Genomic DNA, 16,111 nt, shown 5'->3' on the forward strand with positions numbered 1-16,111 from the left:
ACTCAAGCGACCGTCGGCTGAAAACAGAACGACCAAATGCAACAAACCCCGGAAAACCGGGGTTTGTCAGCAGTCTGTGCCGGGGCTTTGCCCCGGCTTTTTTACGCCTGTGGTAAGCTTGTGGGCCTGATCCTGCCAACACGCGCGCTACCATGTCTTTTGATACCACAGCACACAATCGCCAGCGTTTCTGCTTCGACGGCGTCGAGTCGGTGTGGCTGTTTGGCTACGGCTCGCTGATCTACAAGGTGGATTTTCCGTACCTGGAGCGGCGGCCGGCCCATATCGAGGGCTGGGTGCGGCGATTCTGGCAGGGTTCCCATGACCATCGGGGTACCCCGGAGGCACCCGGTCGGGTGGTCACGCTGATACCGCAGGCCGGCGCCCGTTGCCTGGGCATGGGCTACCGGGTGGCCCCGGCGGTGTTTGAACAGCTGGATGTGCGGGAGAAGAACGGCTACCTGCGGTTCCAGACGCCGATGACGTTTGCCGACGGCACCCGTGAGCAGAGCCTGGTGTACATCGCCACCGAGGACAACGCGGCCTTTCTGGGACCGGCGGACGATGAGGCGATTGCCCGCCAGATCGCCTCGGCTCATGGCCCCAGCGGCGCCAATGCCGAATACCTGCTCAACCTGGCCGCGTCCCTGCGGCAACTGGGGGACGACGATCCCCACGTTTTCACTCTGGCTGGCCTGTTGCCGGCGGTCTGAGTACCTTCAGCCCCGCCCCGACGCCATCCGGTACTGTGACGGCGTGGCGCCAAAGCGTTTGCGGAACGCCCGGCTGAACTGGCTGGGGTCGCCAAATCCACAGGCCAGCCCAACCGCGGTGATCTTGCTGCCCGGTGCCTGCAGCAGTCGTCGCGCTCGCAGCAGCCGCTGTTCCTGAATGTACTGATAGGGCGCGCAACCGAACGTGGCCCGGAACAGGCGGGCGAAGTGATAGGGACTGAGGTTGACCCAGCCGGCCAGGGTGGCCAGCGTCAGCGGCTGGTCCAGCTCGGCATCGATACGATCCTCCAACAGCCGCCGGTAACGCCGCGACAGCTGTCCCCGCACCTCTGGGGTGGCGCGCGGGGCGATGGCGTGGCGGCTGACCACCTGCACCAACAGCCATTGCGCCAGATGCTCCATCGCCAGTGCCTGCCCGGGCGCCTGCCAGTCGGTCATCGCCAGCAGCTGGCCGGCCTGGGCCAGCAGCGGGTCCTCGGCGTGGTAGCGTTCCTGCAGCTGCAGGTGACCCGGTTCGCAGTCCCAGGTCTGTTCGGCGCACTGGGCCAGGTCCCGGTCGTTGAAGTACAGGTGAACAAACTCGAACTGTCCCGAAATCCCCCAGGTTGAGCGACTGCCCGCCGGCAGCAGACACACCGCGCCGGAGAAGCCCCGGCTCACGGCGTGGCCGTTGACCAGCCGGCTGGCCCGGTCGCCGTGGCTGGTGTAGATGCTGAGGACGTGATGGCGGGGCCGTTCATAGTGCACCTGGCCCTTGCGGTTCTGCCACTGGGCCAGGGTCTGGCCACGGTCCAGCTCCAGCAAACGCTGCTGGTCGAGTCCGGCGGAACGCAGGACGTCGACAATGTCGAGCCGGGAGCTGGCTGGTGCCAGGGGGGAACAGGAATGGTCTTGCATAGCGGAGCCTCCGCAAGAATCATCCACGGAACCGCAGGATCTGACAAGCCCCGGGGATATCGGCGGTCGTAGACTGGCGGATTAGCCGTTAGGAGTGCCTGCCTATGCCCATCGCCCTGCATTATGGTTTGACTGTGTTGATCTGGGGTCTGACCTGGACCGCGATCCGTCTTCAGGTGGAAACCGCTGCCGTTGACCTGGCGGTGTTCTATCGATTCGTGATGGCGTCGGTGGTGGCCCTGGGGGTACTGGCGCTGTTGCGCCGGCTGCCGCGCCTGAGCCTGCGGCAGCATGGCTGGCTGGTGCTGCAGGGGCTGACCTTGTACAGCATCAACTTTCTGCTGATCTACCGGGCGGCGGAGACCATGACCAGCGGTCTGCTGGCGGTGGTGTTTTCCCTGGCGGCGCTGTTCAACGCCTTCAACGGCTGGGTGATCCTGCGCCTGCGACCGACCCGGCGACTGTATCCGGCGGTGGCGCTGGGTGTGACCGGGGTGGCGCTGTTGTTCTGGCATGACCTCAGCCTGGGCAACGCCACCCTGTCGAGCCTGCTGTTTGCCATGGCCGGAACCTTCTGGTTCTCCCTCGGCAACCTGATCAGCGTCAAGGTGCGGATGGCGGAGGTGCCGCTGCTGCCGGGCAATGCCTGGGCGATGGTCTACGGCGCGGTGTTTCTGGGCGGTTGGTGCCTGGTGCAGGGGGTGGAGTGGGTTGTACCGACCTCCACCACCTTCTGGGGGGCGACGGCCTTCCTGGCGATTCCCGGGTCGATCGTGGCGTTCTACTGCTACATTACCGTGATACAGACCCTGGGGGCGGACAAGGCAGGCTATGCCACCGTGCTGTTCCCGGTGGTGGCGTTGTCGGTGTCGACCTGGCTGGAAGGCTTCGAATGGACCACTCCGGCCATCGCCGGCGCCGCCCTGGCGCTGCTGGGTAATTGGGTGCTGTTCCGTAAATCCCCGTAGGTTCAGGTGCGTACGGACAGACGACAGGCAAGCCAGTAGCATGCACGCTTTAACCTGAAGGTAACCCGACCGATGTTTGCCGAGTTCTTCTCGACCTACCTGAGCAGTACTGTTCGATTCGTCTTCCTGCTGGCGCCGTTCTTCGTGGTGACCATGTTCCTGGCGTTGACCCGGGGCCAGCCCGCGGCTGAGAAGAACTCTATCATCCGGCGGGCCACCGTGGCGGCGCTGGTATTGGGGCTTATCCTGTTTTTCGCCGGCCCGGTGCTGTTCAATGCCATTGGCATTACTCTGAACTCGTTCCGTATTGGTGCCGGCTCGCTGCTGTTCCTGACCGCGATCAGCCTGGTCAATAGCGGTACCCGCAACCACGCCACCGGGTTGCCCCAGGAAGACCGCGACGACATCGCGGTGGTGCCGATGGCGATTCCGGTGATGATCGGTCCGGCCACCATCGGTGCCATTCTGGTGTACGGCGCGGAACTGAAATCGGTGCCGGAAGTGGTGGGTGGTGTGCTGGCCCTGGTGACGGGCCTGCTGTTGCTGGCGCTGTTGCTTTACCTGTCCGGCTACCTGGAGCGGATGCTGGGCAAGACCGGTCTCAACATCCTGTCCAAGGTCAGTGGTCTGATTCTGTCCGCCATGGCGGCGGAAATCGTGCTGACCGGCATCGCCGGCTTTATCAAATCGGCGGGGCTGGTCTAGCCGACCAGTTACCCCTCACCGACTTTCCATCATCCGTTAGCCATCCCCGCAGGGGCCTATAGCCCCGGTGCTCAGCCGGACGCGCCGTGATACTCACTGTCGGCGATGTAGTGGCTCTCGGCCCTGGCCTTGCGGCGATGCTGCAGGCCGATCAGGATCAGGGGCACCACGATCATCGTGCTGCCCAGCACGAACCAGGCGTCCGGTACCTCGCCGAACCAGATCCAGCCAATCGCCACCGCCCAGATCAGCCCGGTGTACTCGGCACTGGTGACCTGGTTGGCGTCCACCTGCTTGTACGCCAGCAGCACGGTGACGTTGTAGCCAAGGATAAACAGTGACGACCCCAGGGCACTGACCAGGATGGAAGGATCCCACTCGGCACCTTCCACCAGCGTCAGCACCGCAATGGCCGGCAACACCATCAGGTAGGTCAGGAACAGCTTGTGGACCGTGCTCTGGTCGCTGGGCAGCTTGCGCACCATCAGCGCGTTGATGGCAAGGGCGGCGGCAGACCCCAGGGCCGCGATAGCGCCCCAGTTGAACTCCATCGGCCGCAGGATAACGATGATGCCGAGAAATCCGCTGATCACCGCAACCACGCTCAGGGCGGTCAGCTGCTCCCGGAATACCAGCACCGACAGCACCATAACCAGCACCGGCGCGGCGTAGAAGATGGCATTGGCGGTGGCCAGGGGCAGGGCGCCGAGGGCCACGATCATGCAGAGGATGCCGCCGAGGTGGATATGGGCGCGGACAAAATGCGCCCGCCCGCCTTCAAACAGTTTGCGGTGGTTGATCTGCTTCCACAGCGGCAGCAGGAACAGCAGGGTCAGCGCACAACGCAGGAACGCGAACTGGAAAACCGGCGCGCCGGGCTCCAGCAGCTTGATGAAAACGTCGGAAATCAGAGCCAGGGCGTTGCCGATGACCAGGAGCAAGATGGCACTGCTGACGGTCTTTCCGGACATGATCGTTCCTCCATGATGGGGTGGCGGGTGAGCCTCTGAGTGCGGTGACGCTCGAAGTGCTGAGGGAGACAGTGTAGGGTGGGGCTATCATTGGATAAAATGATGTTTATTGATCTGGTATTAGGTTTTTAGATAATGAAGCTTCCTCCCCTCAAAGCCCTGCCGGTGTTCGAAGCCGTCGCCCGACTCAACAGTTTTTCACTGGCCGCGGAGGAGCTGGCGGTGAGCCAGAGCGCCGTCAGTCACCAGATCAAACAGCTGGAGACGTATCTGGGGGAGAAGCTGTTCCTGCGCAGTGGCCGTCAGTTGACCCTGACCGAGGATGGCAAACAGTACCTGGAGGCCGTGGGATCGGCGTTGTTGCAGATTGAACGGGCCAGTGAACAGATGCTGGGACGGGAGGAATCACGGCTGCGGCTGGCCTGCTTCAGCTCCTTTGCGGTGCGCTGGCTGATTCCGCGGTTGCCGGATCTGCAGCGGGCCCAGCCGCAACTGGACCTGGCGCTGGAGATGACGATCCAGAACCCGCAGCTGTCCGACCGGGTGGCGGACTGCTTCATCACCATTGATACCTCATCATCGGCGTTCAGCTACGAACTGCTTTACAAGGAGCGGCTGTTTCCGGTGTGCAGCAGCGACTACTGGCAACGGATCTGCCGGCAACTGGGGCTGGACCGGCAAGCCGGCGAGGACCGCGAGGGTCTGGCTCCAGAACAGCTGGCGGCCTTTCCGCTGCTGTCGACGCAAACCATCTTCAACCGCCAGGCCGGCGACTGGCAGGCCTGGTACGAAGTCGCCGGTATGGGCATTCCCGACAACGCCCGGATACAGCATTTCAGCCACATGCTGCTGGCCCTGGAGGCTGCCCGTTACCACCAGGGCATCGTCCTCACCAACGACTACATGCTCAGCACCCTGGAGGATGCCGACGATTTTGTGCGGCTGCCCTGCCACCACGTCATCACTGGCGACCGTTTCCACTTTGCCTGGAAGACCAGCCGGCGGCGGGAGCTGGGTATCCAGACCCTACGGCGCTGGCTGGTGGAACAGGCCGAGGCCGACGGTCTGCGGTGACCGTCATGCTGCCGCTGGCATTGGTGGCGCCGGGCTTTCTGCGGTTTTTCAGCGAGCTGGAACGATCATTACCGGAGCTTTACCGCACGGTAACCGTGGCGATGGCGGCAACCTGCTACCTTGAGGCCTTTCCGAATTCTGGCCTGCCGGAGGTCACCATGCCACCCCATTTGCGCCACTGCCTGGTTTGCCCACTGTTGCTGTTGCTGTCGTTGCCCGCCCTGGCCCTGCAACCGGGGCTGGCGCCCCCGGCGCCCAGTCTGCCGCCCGGGCTCCAGAAGGCCGCGCCCGGCGGTTCGGATGCCCGGGGCTGGACGCTGGAGCCGCCCCCGGAGGCCGGTGACAGCCTGCCGGATCACCTCTACCGGGGCGGCTACGTTCTGGATCTGGATGACCACCACCAGCGGGTGGCGGTGGAGGACCGTATCTACATTGTGTTGCGGGATACCCGGAAGATCCTCCGGGTGGTGGATCGGTAGACCGCGCTATTCCTCTTCCCGTGGTGGCCGTTCCACCACCTGTCGCTTGCCCTTGGCGCAGCGGGCCAGTTTCTTGATGCCCTCGGCGTCGAAGGCATCCACCCGAATCACGTCGTAGAGCGCTTCCAGCGCCTCCAGCAACAACGTCTGCTCGTCTTCGCGGATGATGTTCTGGGCCAGTGCCCAGTCCACCAGTTCCTTGCGCTGGTGCCCCATCAACAGCGCAATGGCATCCAGCTCATCCTCGTTGCGGCCGCGAATGGCGGTGTGCAGGCGTTCACGCATGTCGTGGGTTTCGTTGGCCAGGCGATAGGCGTTGAGCACCCGGCCCAGTGGGTCCTCCGGGTTGTCATTGACGTAGCAGCCCTGTGCGAGCCGCTGCCGCAATGGGGTGTCCCGGACAATGCTGGCGGCAACGTCGGTGCCGAGTTCGTCCTCCGGCCCCTTGTTGCCGATGGTACCGAGGGGGAACACCAGCAACCGCAGGGGCCAGCGCAGCAGCGGTACCGGGTAGTTGCGGATCAGTTCGTGCATCTGCCGCTGGAGGTCCCGCAGGCAGGTTTTCAGGCCCCAGGCCACCAGCGGGCGCTGGTCCGGCGGGTAGCCCTCTTCGTGCCACTGCTTGATGATCGCGGAGGCGTAGTACAGCTGCACCAGGCAGTCCGCCATCCTTCCGGACAGCCGCTGGCGGGCTTTCAGACCGCCGCCAACGCTGAGCAGGGTGACGTCGGTCAGCAGCGCAAAAGCCGCCGAGAACCGCACCAGCTGTCGGTAGCAGGGCTGGATGTCGCCCTGGCTGGGGACAGACTCCAGGCGACCCCAGGTCAGCGCCGAGACGAACGCCCGCAGGGCATTGCGGGTGGTGTGGGCAATGTGGCGATAGAACACGCCGTCGAAGTTGCGGACTGCCTGCTGCTGGTCGTCCAGACCGGCGGCCTCGATCTCCTCGACAATGTAGGGATGGCAGCGGATGGCGCCCTGGCCGAAAATCATCAGGCTGCGGGTGAGGATGTTGGCGCCCTCAACGGTGATGCCAATGGGCACCGCCTGATAGGCGCGGGCCAGGAAGTTGCGGGGACCGGTGATGACGCCACGACCGGCCACCACGTCCATGGCGTGGTTGATCACCTCCCGCATCAGGTCGGTGTTGCGGTACTTCAGCACCGCCGACGGTACCGATGGCCGTACCCCCCGGTCCAGCATGCCGGCGGTGAGACGACGGGCGGCGTCCATCATGTAGCTGTACCCGGCAATCGGCTCCAGGGCTTCCTGGACCCCTTCAAACTGGCTGATGGAGCGACCGAACTGTTCCCGCACCAGGGCGTAGGAGCCGGTGGCCAGGCAGGCCACCTTGCCTGCCCCGGTGCCCAGGGCGGGCAGTGAGATGGATCGGCCGATGGAGAGACACTCCAGCAGCATGGTCCAGCCCCGGCCCAGCATTGCCTGGCCGCCGATGATCTGGTCCATGGGAATGAAGACGTCGTTGCCCCAGGTCGGCCCGTTCATGAACACCGTGTTCATGGGCAGATGGCGGGCGCCGGCGTTAACGCCGTCCAGATCCTTGGGCACCAGCACGCAGGTGACACCGATTTCTTCGTCGCCTTCCAGCAGACGCTCCGGATCGTAAACCTTGATGGCCAGCCCGATCAGCGTCGCCACCGGCGCCAGGGTGATGTAGCGCTTGTTCCAGGTGACTTTCAGTCCCAGCACTTCCTCGCCGTTCCACTGCCCCCTGCAGACAATGCCCTTGTCGGGAATGGCGCCGGCATCGGAGCCGGCCACCGGTGAGGTGAGGGCAAAGCAGGGGATGTCCTTGCCGCTGGCCAGGCGCGGCAGGTAATGGGCCTGCTGCTGCTCGGTACCGTATTCCATCAGCAGTTCGCCGGGGCCGAGGGAGTTGGGCACCATCACGGTGACGGCGGCGGACACACTGCGGGTGGAGATCTTCATCACGATTTCGGAGTGGGCGGTGTGGGAAAAGCCCTTGCCGCCGTGTTCCCGTGGGATCATCAGCCCGAAGAATCCGTTGGCGCGGATGAACTTCCACACCGGTGCCGGCAGGTCATAGTCTTCGTGGGTGATGGACCAGTCATTGAGCATGGCGCAGAGCTCTTCCACCGGGCCGTCGAGGAAGGCCTGTTCCTCTTCACTGAGATGGCCGGGCTGGGCATCGAGCAGCTTTGACCAGTCGGGCCGGCCGGAGAACAGTTCGCCATCCCAGTCCACGGTGCCGGATTTCAGCGCTTCGGCTTCGGTGTCCGAAAGCTTCGGCAACCTGCTGCGGACCCAGCACAGCAGCGGCCGGCTGATGCGGTCACGGCGCTGGTCCCCGGGGAACAGCACCACCAGACTCAGCGCCAGCAGGCCACCCCCCAGCAGGATGCTGAGCAGGTGCCAGTGATCGCAGATCACCCCCACCAGGGTTGCCACGCTCATCACCACGGCGGCGGTGGTACCTCCGACGCCGAGGTAAACCAGTACCAGGATGCTTAACAGCAACAGCACAATGCTCATCCGGAATCTCCTTCTTCGGGTTGTCGCACAGCCACGTTGTCGTTCATTCGGCCGATCGTCTCAGTTTGGCAGGGCTTGCTTGCAGCCTGTCATCCTTTCTTTACCACTCCTTTAATCACTTTTTTGTCACTCCTTGATTGACCCGTGACGGAGGCGTGACAGGCTGCGGTCGGGCTCAGCGGGTCTGGATGTTGCCCTGTTCGTCGGAGATGACGATTTCGACCCGGCGGTTCTGCTGGCGGCCGCTGGCGTTGTCGTTGCTGGCCTTGGGGTAGGCCTCGCCGAAGCCGCGGGTATCAATGCGGCCCGGGCTCACGCCATTGGCTGCCAGGGCATCCCGCACCGAGCCGGCCCGGTTCTCCGACAGCCGCTGGTTGAAGCCCTCGTCGCCGGTACTGTCGGTGTAGCCCTCAATCAGCACCCGGCGTTCGGGATAGGCTCGCATAAATTCCGCCAGCCGGTCGATGGTGCGTTCCGCTGCCGGTTTCAGGTCGGCCTTGCCCACATCGAACAATACATCGCCCAGGGTCAACACCATACCGCGCTCGGTCTGTTCGGCCTGCATGGCTTCCATTCGCCGCCGCAGCGCTTCGGCTTCCTCGGCGCTGCGCTGCAATTCCGACTGCTTCTGTGCCAGCTCCAGTTCCTTGCGTTGCAGCTCCAGCTGTTTGCGGCGTTCCTCGGCATTGGCCACTTCCGCCTCCAGCTCCGAACGCAGGCCCTGTTCCCGGGCGATCTCGGCATGGCGCAGGGCCAGGTAGGCGCGGTGTTCAACGCTGGAGGTGTCGGCGTCATCCTCCAACAGGGCCTGGGCCTCCTCCAGGTTTTTGCGGGCACTGCGAAGCTGGGTGGACGCGCTGCGGGCCACCGCCGGGTCGTTCTTGATCTGGTCGTAGAGAATCTGCGCCTCGTCGACCACGGGGTTCTGCTTGGGCGCGCCGGCACAGCCGGTCAGCAGCACCAGGGCACCGAGAGTGGCGCTGGTGATCAGAGTACGTAACGTCATGGTTGGATCTCCTGTTCCGGTGCCTACTGAGCAGCCTCGTTCATCTGGGTCCGCAGGGACTCGATGTTGCGGTTGATCTCATCCACCGCCTGGCGGGCCTTGGCGGTTTCCGAGCGGGCGCCGGCGAGCTGGGCATCGACTTCGGCCTGATGCAGCAGGCGGCGGGCGCGATCATGCTCTTCCCGGTCCAGCAGTTCGCGAGCATCGGCGATCTTGTTCTGGGCCTGGTTGAGCAGCACCGGCTCGTACTGGCGGGCCTGGGAGGCCTCGGCCTGTTCGATCGCCGAGGCGGCGGACAGCAGTTCGGAATCCGGACGGGGCCCGGGACCCGCACAGCCGGCAAGGACGACAGTGCAGCCCAGTGCAAAGGCCGCGGGCCTGAGAGTTCGGTAGGCGTTCATGGGGCGACTCCTTGTTGCGATGTAAGGAACCGTGACCACCACTCGCCGTCACCGCAGCGCGGCGACGACGGACTGAACAGGATGACGGGTCTTTCTACTATAGCAGCCCGTGTTTGTAATGCCCGGTTATAGCAGACCCGCGCTGAACACCAGCCCCAGGGTGATGGGCATGACCGCGAGGCTGCCGAGGTTGCCGATCAGCACCAGCGAGGCGACCCGGTGGGGCTCCTGACGGTACTGTTCTGCCACCATGTAATTGAGCACCGCCGGGGGCAGCGCGGCGAACACCCACAGGGTGGCGATCTGCAGTCCCGGCAGGGTCATCATCTCGATCAGCGGCCAGGCCAGGATCAGGCCGCTGGCGGGGCAGGCGATTGCGCCCACCAGTCCCAGTTTCCAGTCCGAGAAGTCAACATCCAGCATGCGGATGCCGAGGGTGAACAGCATCAGCGGAATGCACACGCCGCCCAGCATGTTGAGGGATTCGAGCATCCAGGACGGCAGCGCCAGGCCGCTGAAGTTCACCGCCAGGCCGGCGATGCTGGCCAGCACCACCGGAATCTTCAGCAGTTTGCGCAGCGGCTCGTGAGGGTTGAGCATGTGCAGGCCGACGGTAAAGTGCAGCAGCATCTCGACGATGAACAGCACCACGGCGGCCGGCAGCGCGGCCTCACCAAACGCCAGTACCATCACTGGGATGCCCATATTGCCGGAGTTGTTGAACATCATCGGCGGCAGGAAGGTTTTGGGGCTCAGCCCCAGTACCCGGCACAGCGGCCACAGCAGCAACCCCGAGCCCAGCACCACCACCGTGCCGGCCAGTGCCAGCCAGCCATAGTCCTGTAACGGTGCCTGCTGATCCGCCAGAACCGCGAACACCAGCATGGGCACGAATAGCTCCATGTTGAGGGTGTTGATGCCCTGGATGTCGGTGCTGCGAAAGCGGCCATAGAGCGTGCCGCAACCGGTGATCAGGAACACCGGCAACAGGGTGGCAAGAATCTGGGTGAGCATGGAGTACTACCGTTAATTGTTGGTGTTGTAGGGAAAACTCTTAGCTTCGCAACTGTTGCCGGGACGGGCAAGCCTGGAGATGGCGACCTGCCACCAAGGTCGAAGTCGCTGCGTGGTAAGGTGTCAGCAGATCCAGGCCACAGGAGATGCTGGCTACAGGAGCTACATCGTGGCGCAGAAGGTGATACTGAGGGGAAACAGGGGGAGACACCGAGAGTGACCAAGAGAATGACGCAGGATGCCAACGGCGTGTCCACCGCCACGTTCGATTCCGTGGTACCCCGTGCCGGCAGTGGCGCGGTCAAGTACGACGCCCGCAAGGCGGTGTTTGGTACCGACCAGGTGATTCCGCTGTGGGTGGCGGACATGGATTTCGCCACCCCGGCGGCGATCACCCGGGCACTGGCGCAACGGGCAGAGCACCCGGTGTATGGCTACTCGATGTTCCCGGAGAGTCTTTACCAGGCGATGATGGACTGGTTCCGGGAGCGCCACCAGTGGTCTATCGAGCGGGAGTCGATTGTGCTGGTGCCCGGGGTGGTGCCCTCCCTGCACGCCGCCTGCCTGGCCTTTGCCGGGCCGGGTGAGGGGGTGATTATCCAGCCACCGGTGTATCCGCCGTTCTACAGTGCCATTGAGCAGACCGGTCGGCGGGTGCTGGAAAACCCGTTGCAGCTTCAGGACGGTTGCTACCAGCTGGATCTGGCGCACCTGGAGCACTGTGCCGCTGACGCCCGGCTGCTCCTGCTTTGCTCCCCCCACAACCCGGTGGGGCGGGTATGGCAACCGGAGGAGCTGGACGCCATCCTGGCGATCGCCCGGCGTCACCAGTTGGTGGTGCTGGCCGATGAGATCCATGCCGATCTGGTGTTCCCGGACAGCCATCGCCATACCCCGCTGGCATTGCGGGCGGGAGCGGAGGATGCCCTGGCGACGGCGGTGGCTCCGAGCAAATCCTTCAACATTCCCGGGCTGGGGCTGTCGGCGCTGGTGGTGCCGGATCGTGACCGCCGCCAGGCGCTGGCGCGGGAGTTCGACCGCCTCCATGTTCGCCACTGCAACCCGTTCAGTGCCACTGCATTCGAGGCGGGGTATCGCCATGGCGGGCCCTGGCTCGATGCCCTGCTGGGCTACCTGCAGGGCAATCGTGACCGGGTCTGTGAGCGGTTGGCGGCGGTGCCGGGCATCACCGCCCACTGTCCACAGGGAACTTACCTCAGTTGGCTGGATTGTCGGGATCTGGGGCTGGATGATGCGGGCCTGAAGCGCTTCTTCATTCACCAGGCCGGTCTGGGCCTGAACCCGGGCCGCAGTTTTGGTGCCGCCGGCAGCGGCTTCATGCGGCTGAACCTGGGCACCTCCTGGGCCCAGCTGGACCAGGCCCTGGACCAGCTGGCGGCGGCGCTGGCGTCTTAGAACCTGACCGGAGACTAGTCCGCCAGTTCGGCGGATTCCGGGGTCTGGGCCTCGGCGCCGATGTGGTAGGCGGCAAAGCCTGCCATCACCACCTGATCAACCGCCATGCCGATCACCCGGCCATCCCGCGGCGCACGGATCGGGTGCTGGGCGTTGGTGATGGGGTCGGCGACGTAACCCAGTACCTGGCCCTGGCTGATGGTGTCCCCCAGCTCCACATCGCTGAACAGGATGCCGCCGTGCTCCGCCCGCACCCAGAATGAGTTGTAGTACACCGGTTCAGGCTCACCCCAGACAAACATCCGCGACACCATGCCCTGTTTTTCCATCAGGCTGTTGAGGCTGTGCACACCAGCGTTGATCTGGTGTTCCTGGATACGCAGGGATTCCCCCGCTTCCAGCGTCACCGCCTTGATACCGGCGTCCACGGCGGCGGTGCGCAGCATGCCGTCGGAACCTGAGGAGTGCACCACCGCCATGCGATCAAAGCCGCGGGTGAAGTCCGCCACGTCGGGGTTGTTCATGTCTGCCCGCAGCTGTGGCAGGTTGGTGCGGCGCAGGGAGCCGGTGTGAATATCCACCAGCATGTCGCAGTGACGAATCACCTGGTTGAACAGCGAATGAGCAATGCGGTCCGCCAGGCTGCCGTCGGTGCTGCCGGGAAAGTGCCGGTTGAGGTCGCGACGGTCCGGCAGGTAGCGGGTGCCGCGTTGGAAGCCCTGCAGGTTGACGATGGGAATGCCGATCACCCGGCCTGACAGGGACTCCGGGTCAAGGTCATAGACGGTGCGGCGGACGATCTCGATGCCATTGAGCTCATCGCCATGGATGGCGCCGGTCAGGCACAGGTTGGGGCCCGGGTTGGCGCCGTTGACCACCAGCACCGGCGTGGGCTGGGACAGGCCGGCAATCTGGATGCCCGGTGCCCAGGCCAGGCGGGTGGAGGTGCCGGGCAACACCTCGGCGTTGAGCAGGGTGAGGCTGGTGGCCTGGGCCGGTTCCGGTTCTGGCTCTGGCTCTGGCTCGGCGGCCGGCGTCTCCGGCTCCACCGTGGCGGTATCGGGGGTGGCAGTTTCGGCTGGCTGGTCAGCATCGGTGGCCGTTTTGGCTTCCCCGGTGTCGCCGGTGGCGGTCGCCGGGGCGGTTTCCGCCTCCGGGGCCGGCGGTTGCACTTCCGGCGGTGGCGCTACTTCCTTGAGGTCGATGTTGGGGGCAATCACCTTGCTGCTGGTGTTGCCATTCTCGCTCTGGGCGTCGGATGAGGCGTCGCCGGTCCCGGCCGGCGTGGCCGTTGCGTCTGCCTGAGGGGCATCGGTTTCCGCCTCCGGTTCAGCGTCTGCCTTGGGAGCTGAGGCCAGCGGCTGTGACTGCTCGATGTCGGTTACATTCTCGTCCTCGGCGATGTCCTCCACTTCGAGGGTTTCGTCCGGGCCGCCGGTGGTTTCGGCATGCAAACTGGCTGGCGCCAGCGCGGCCAGGCTCAGCCAGGTGAAGGACAGCAGCGGTAGCAGCGGGTGTCGGGTCATGGTGTGACGACGTGCTCCTGGAAAGTCGATGGGTTGGGTGATCCGGATCTCAGCTTTCCTAGCATAGTGAAGCCCCATGACACTGGGTATGGGGCTAACAGAATGGTAACGGCGGCACTGCCCGGTGATCGCGGCTAGCGCAGCTGCCAGATCTCTCCCTGCTGCTGTACCCGGCCGTCGGCCACCAGTTTCTCCAGATGCGCCAGCAGCGAGCGTGCGGCCAGGCCGTGGATGGCCGCGGGCACATCGTCGTAGGCATGGGGTGTCAGTGCCTTGAGGGTGCCGGGGCCATGATGGTGCAGCGCCTGGATGACCTTATGTTCACGACTGAGGCGGTGAGTGGTGAGGAAATCGATCACCAACGCCGGGTTGCCCATCAGGAAACCGTGGCCCGGAGCGATGTAGGCCAGATCCTCCTCCAGCAGACGGGCCAGGGACGTCAGGTAGGCTTTCATGTCGCCGTCGGGGGGGTTAATCACCACCGTCGACCCCTGCATGATGTGGTCGCCGGAGAACAGCAGGCCCTGCGACTCCAGCAGATAGCACAGGTGGTTGGAGGCGTGGCCCGGGGTGTGTAGCACTTTCAGTGGGCCGGCGCCGGTGGCCAGCTGGTCGCCGTCACGGGGCTGCCACTGGGGCTGGAAACCGGCGTCCTGGCTGGCACCGGCAGGTGCCGGGTAGCCCACCAGGCGGGCGCCGGTGCGCTCGTGCAGCACCTTCGCGGCGGGGGAATGGTCAAGGTGGGTGTGGGTCACCAGCACCTGACGGATCTGGCCGTCGGTCACCGCCAGCAGCCGCTCCAGGTGGTCGTCCTGGACCGGGCCCGGATCAATCACCGTGTAGTCCCCCGGCTGGCCCAGCAGGTAACTGTTGGTTCCCGGCCCGGTCATGACGCTGGGGTTGCCGGCGGTCAGGCGATAGACACCGTCGCCGATGGCCACCAGCTCACCCGGCTCGATGGTGGCCGAAGCGTGGCCCAGGCGGCCCGGGTCCAGCTTGCGAACCTGATCGTAGGCCGGGGTACCGCTTTCCACCATGATGGTGCGGTCGCCCTTGCGGGCGGGCCAGGCACGGTCGTTGCTGGCGGCCGGTGGGTTGGCGCGGGCGTAGGCGATGGCGTCGTCGGCGCTGGCAAAGGCGCACAGTTCCCGCAGGGTCTTGAGGGTGGGGGCGCTGAACAGCCGGTCGCCCCGGCGATGGTCGGCCAGTGCCTGGTGAGGGTCGAGCCAGAGGTGGTCGATGGTTTCAGCACCGTCGTGCCGGGCCGCCTGCGCCGGTGCCCGGGCCAGGAAGAAACGGGTATCGAAGCGCCGTGGCGCCCCGGCCGGGGTCACCCAGTGGCTCAGGTAGGCCAGGCGGTCCAGGGGCAGTGACAACGCCAGGTCCTGGCACAGTCGGGCAAAATCCAGCTCACCGCGGCAGACTGCCTGGCGCCGGCTTAGGGCCTGCTGGTAGCGGTCGGTCGTCAGCGGCTGGCCCTGGCGGTCGGTGGCCAGCAGTACGCCGGCCTCCTCGAAACTTTCGCGAATGGCCGCGATCAGGTAATCGGCGCCGCCGCCGTCCAGGCTCATGGTCTGGTTGATGGCGGTGTCGTCGTAGCCTCCCGGGGTGTGGTTACCCAGATGATGGTGGTCGGCGCGGTCGCTGTCATCCACCGCGCCCCCGGGAAAAACGTAATAGCCGGGCAGGAAGGCGGCATCCCAGCTGCGTTGCAACAACAGGACTTCCAGGCCTGTGGGGCCATCCCTGAGCAGCGCCAGGGTGGCGGCCGGTCGAATATCCATGGGGCTCTCTCTATCTTTTTGCCGTCCGAACCGGAGCGGCACAGCTTTTGTTACTTTTGTTATGGGGAGCTTCTGATTGACTCCCGGTCCCTGTTTTACCACAACCATCATCGGGGTGGGCAGGGTGAACCCGGGTAGGGGGCAGGGTATGATGATGTCTTTCCCGAGCAAGCGACGAGGATGGCCGTGGCCCGTATCCAGCTAGAGTTTCCCGACGACGTATTCAGCTTTGAGACCGCCATGCCGGTGCGCATCACCGACATCAATGGTGCCCGTCACCTGGGCAACGACGCCCTGATTTCCATGCTGTCGGAGGCCCGGGCCCAGTTTCTGGCCCACCACGGCATTGAAGAAACCGACAACCAGGAAGTGGGCATCATCGTGACTGACCTGGCGACCATGTACCAGGCCGAGTCGTTCTTTCCGGAGATGCTGCGGTTCGAGGTCGGGATGATGGACTTCAACCGCTACGGTGGCGACATTGTGTTCCGGGTCAGCAAGCGGGAAGGCGGCGAGGCGGTGGCCCTGGCCAAGTACGGGTTTGTCTTCTTCGACTATGGCGAGCGTCAGGTCACGCCGATGCCGGCCTGGTTCCGATCCCGCTTTACCGCTCTCTAGTCCG

The 16,111-nt window shown here is 64.8% G+C and carries 15 protein-coding genes; 7 read left to right on the forward strand and 8 right to left on the reverse strand.

The features are described 5' to 3' along the window. The first annotated feature begins 152 nt into the window (after positions 1-152). Positions 153-713 (forward strand): gamma-glutamylcyclotransferase, encoded by a 561-nt coding sequence (locus MLD24_RS06510; RefSeq protein ID WP_248165446.1) that lies wholly within the window; start codon positions 153-155, stop codon positions 711-713. Positions 714-719: 6 nt separating this feature from the next. Here MLD24_RS06510 and MLD24_RS06515 read toward each other — a convergent pair whose 3' ends face one another. Then, entirely contained in the window at positions 720-1,631 is a 912-nt protein-coding gene (locus tag MLD24_RS06515) for a helix-turn-helix domain-containing protein (RefSeq protein ID WP_248165448.1), read from the reverse strand. A gap of 104 nt (positions 1,632-1,735) precedes the next feature. On the opposite strand from MLD24_RS06515, the gene MLD24_RS06520 reads away from it, so the two are divergent. Both MLD24_RS06520 and MLD24_RS06525 read left to right on the forward strand, forming a co-directional pair. Beyond that, positions 1,736-2,599, forward strand: a complete 864-nt coding sequence (locus MLD24_RS06520) for a DMT family transporter (protein WP_248165449.1) — start codon at positions 1,736-1,738, stop codon at positions 2,597-2,599. 72 nt (positions 2,600-2,671) lie between these two features. Further along, positions 2,672-3,304 (forward strand): MarC family protein, encoded by a 633-nt coding sequence (locus MLD24_RS06525; protein WP_248165450.1) that lies wholly within the window; start codon positions 2,672-2,674, stop codon positions 3,302-3,304. A 71-nt stretch (positions 3,305-3,375) separates the two neighbouring features. On the opposite strand, the gene MLD24_RS06530 is transcribed toward MLD24_RS06525, so the two are convergent. Continuing rightward, positions 3,376-4,275, reverse strand: coding sequence for a DMT family transporter (locus MLD24_RS06530; RefSeq protein WP_227173182.1), 900 nt, complete (start codon positions 4,273-4,275; stop codon positions 3,376-3,378). Positions 4,276-4,410: 135 nt separating this feature from the next. Between MLD24_RS06530 and MLD24_RS06535 the strand changes: the two genes are divergently transcribed. Together MLD24_RS06535 and MLD24_RS06540 are read left to right on the forward strand one after the other, a co-directional pair. Then, positions 4,411-5,349: a LysR family transcriptional regulator gene (locus tag MLD24_RS06535; protein ID WP_248165451.1), complete on the forward strand. Its 939-nt coding sequence runs from the start codon at positions 4,411-4,413 to the stop codon at positions 5,347-5,349. A 5-nt stretch (positions 5,350-5,354) separates the two neighbouring features. Continuing rightward, positions 5,355-5,828, forward strand: a complete 474-nt coding sequence (locus MLD24_RS06540; protein ID WP_248165452.1) for a hypothetical protein — start codon at positions 5,355-5,357, stop codon at positions 5,826-5,828. Positions 5,829-5,834: 6 nt separating this feature from the next. Here MLD24_RS06540 and MLD24_RS06545 read toward each other — a convergent pair whose 3' ends face one another. The 4 genes from MLD24_RS06545 to MLD24_RS06560 form a co-directional block, all read right to left on the reverse strand. After that, positions 5,835-8,342, reverse strand: a complete 2,508-nt coding sequence (locus MLD24_RS06545; protein ID WP_248165453.1) for an acyl-CoA dehydrogenase — start codon at positions 8,340-8,342, stop codon at positions 5,835-5,837. A 175-nt stretch (positions 8,343-8,517) separates the two neighbouring features. After that, entirely contained in the window at positions 8,518-9,348 is an 831-nt protein-coding gene (locus tag MLD24_RS06550; protein ID WP_227173186.1) for an OmpA family protein, read from the reverse strand. 23 nt (positions 9,349-9,371) lie between these two features. Then, positions 9,372-9,749 (reverse strand): DUF4398 domain-containing protein, encoded by a 378-nt coding sequence (locus MLD24_RS06555; protein ID WP_227173187.1) that lies wholly within the window; start codon positions 9,747-9,749, stop codon positions 9,372-9,374. A gap of 126 nt (positions 9,750-9,875) precedes the next feature. Then, positions 9,876-10,763 carry an AEC family transporter gene (locus tag MLD24_RS06560; protein WP_227173188.1) on the reverse strand — a complete coding sequence of 296 codons (888 nt, stop codon included), beginning with the start codon at positions 10,761-10,763 and terminating at the stop codon, positions 9,876-9,878. A 249-nt stretch (positions 10,764-11,012) separates the two neighbouring features. On the opposite strand from MLD24_RS06560, the gene MLD24_RS06565 reads away from it, so the two are divergent. Continuing rightward, positions 11,013-12,179 carry a MalY/PatB family protein gene (locus MLD24_RS06565; protein WP_248165745.1) on the forward strand — a complete coding sequence of 389 codons (1,167 nt, stop codon included), beginning with the start codon at positions 11,013-11,015 and terminating at the stop codon, positions 12,177-12,179. Positions 12,180-12,193: 14 nt separating this feature from the next. Here MLD24_RS06565 and MLD24_RS06570 read toward each other — a convergent pair whose 3' ends face one another. Together MLD24_RS06570 and MLD24_RS06575 are read right to left on the reverse strand one after the other, a co-directional pair. Then, positions 12,194-13,705: a succinylglutamate desuccinylase/aspartoacylase family protein gene (locus tag MLD24_RS06570; protein ID WP_248165454.1), complete on the reverse strand. Its 1,512-nt coding sequence runs from the start codon at positions 13,703-13,705 to the stop codon at positions 12,194-12,196. Positions 13,706-13,839: 134 nt separating this feature from the next. After that, on the reverse strand, positions 13,840-15,489 hold the full coding sequence (locus tag MLD24_RS06575) for an MBL fold metallo-hydrolase (RefSeq protein WP_248165455.1): 1,650 nt from the start codon (positions 15,487-15,489) through the stop codon (positions 13,840-13,842). Between the two features lie 186 nt (positions 15,490-15,675). On the opposite strand from MLD24_RS06575, the gene MLD24_RS06580 reads away from it, so the two are divergent. Then, positions 15,676-16,107: a thioesterase family protein gene (locus MLD24_RS06580; RefSeq protein ID WP_227173192.1), complete on the forward strand. Its 432-nt coding sequence runs from the start codon at positions 15,676-15,678 to the stop codon at positions 16,105-16,107. The last annotated feature ends 4 nt before the right edge of the window (positions 16,108-16,111 follow it).

Source organism: Marinobacter xestospongiae (assembly GCF_023156385.1).
Lineage (GTDB): Bacteria > Pseudomonadota > Gammaproteobacteria > Pseudomonadales > Oleiphilaceae > Marinobacter > Marinobacter xestospongiae.

Coding starts and splice junctions, on each gene's coding strand:
- MLD24_RS06520 (WP_248165449.1), top strand. CDS start 1,736: ATGCCCATCGCCCTGCATTATGGTTTGACTGTGTTGATCTGGGGTCTG.
- MLD24_RS06550 (WP_227173186.1), bottom strand. CDS start 9,348: ATGACGTTACGTACTCTGATCACCAGCGCCACTCTCGGTGCCCTGGTG.
- MLD24_RS06545 (WP_248165453.1), bottom strand. CDS start 8,342: ATGAGCATTGTGCTGTTGCTGTTAAGCATCCTGGTACTGGTTTACCTC.
- MLD24_RS06570 (WP_248165454.1), bottom strand. CDS start 13,705: ATGACCCGACACCCGCTGCTACCGCTGCTGTCCTTCACCTGGCTGAGC.
- MLD24_RS06540 (WP_248165452.1), top strand. CDS start 5,355: ATGCTGCCGCTGGCATTGGTGGCGCCGGGCTTTCTGCGGTTTTTCAGC.
- MLD24_RS06560 (WP_227173188.1), bottom strand. CDS start 10,763: ATGCTCACCCAGATTCTTGCCACCCTGTTGCCGGTGTTCCTGATCACC.
- MLD24_RS06510 (WP_248165446.1), top strand. CDS start 153: ATGTCTTTTGATACCACAGCACACAATCGCCAGCGTTTCTGCTTCGAC.
- MLD24_RS06525 (WP_248165450.1), top strand. CDS start 2,672: ATGTTTGCCGAGTTCTTCTCGACCTACCTGAGCAGTACTGTTCGATTC.
- MLD24_RS06535 (WP_248165451.1), top strand. CDS start 4,411: ATGAAGCTTCCTCCCCTCAAAGCCCTGCCGGTGTTCGAAGCCGTCGCC.
- MLD24_RS06555 (WP_227173187.1), bottom strand. CDS start 9,749: ATGAACGCCTACCGAACTCTCAGGCCCGCGGCCTTTGCACTGGGCTGC.
- MLD24_RS06530 (WP_227173182.1), bottom strand. CDS start 4,275: ATGTCCGGAAAGACCGTCAGCAGTGCCATCTTGCTCCTGGTCATCGGC.
- MLD24_RS06575 (WP_248165455.1), bottom strand. CDS start 15,489: ATGGATATTCGACCGGCCGCCACCCTGGCGCTGCTCAGGGATGGCCCC.
- MLD24_RS06515 (WP_248165448.1), bottom strand. CDS start 1,631: ATGCAAGACCATTCCTGTTCCCCCCTGGCACCAGCCAGCTCCCGGCTC.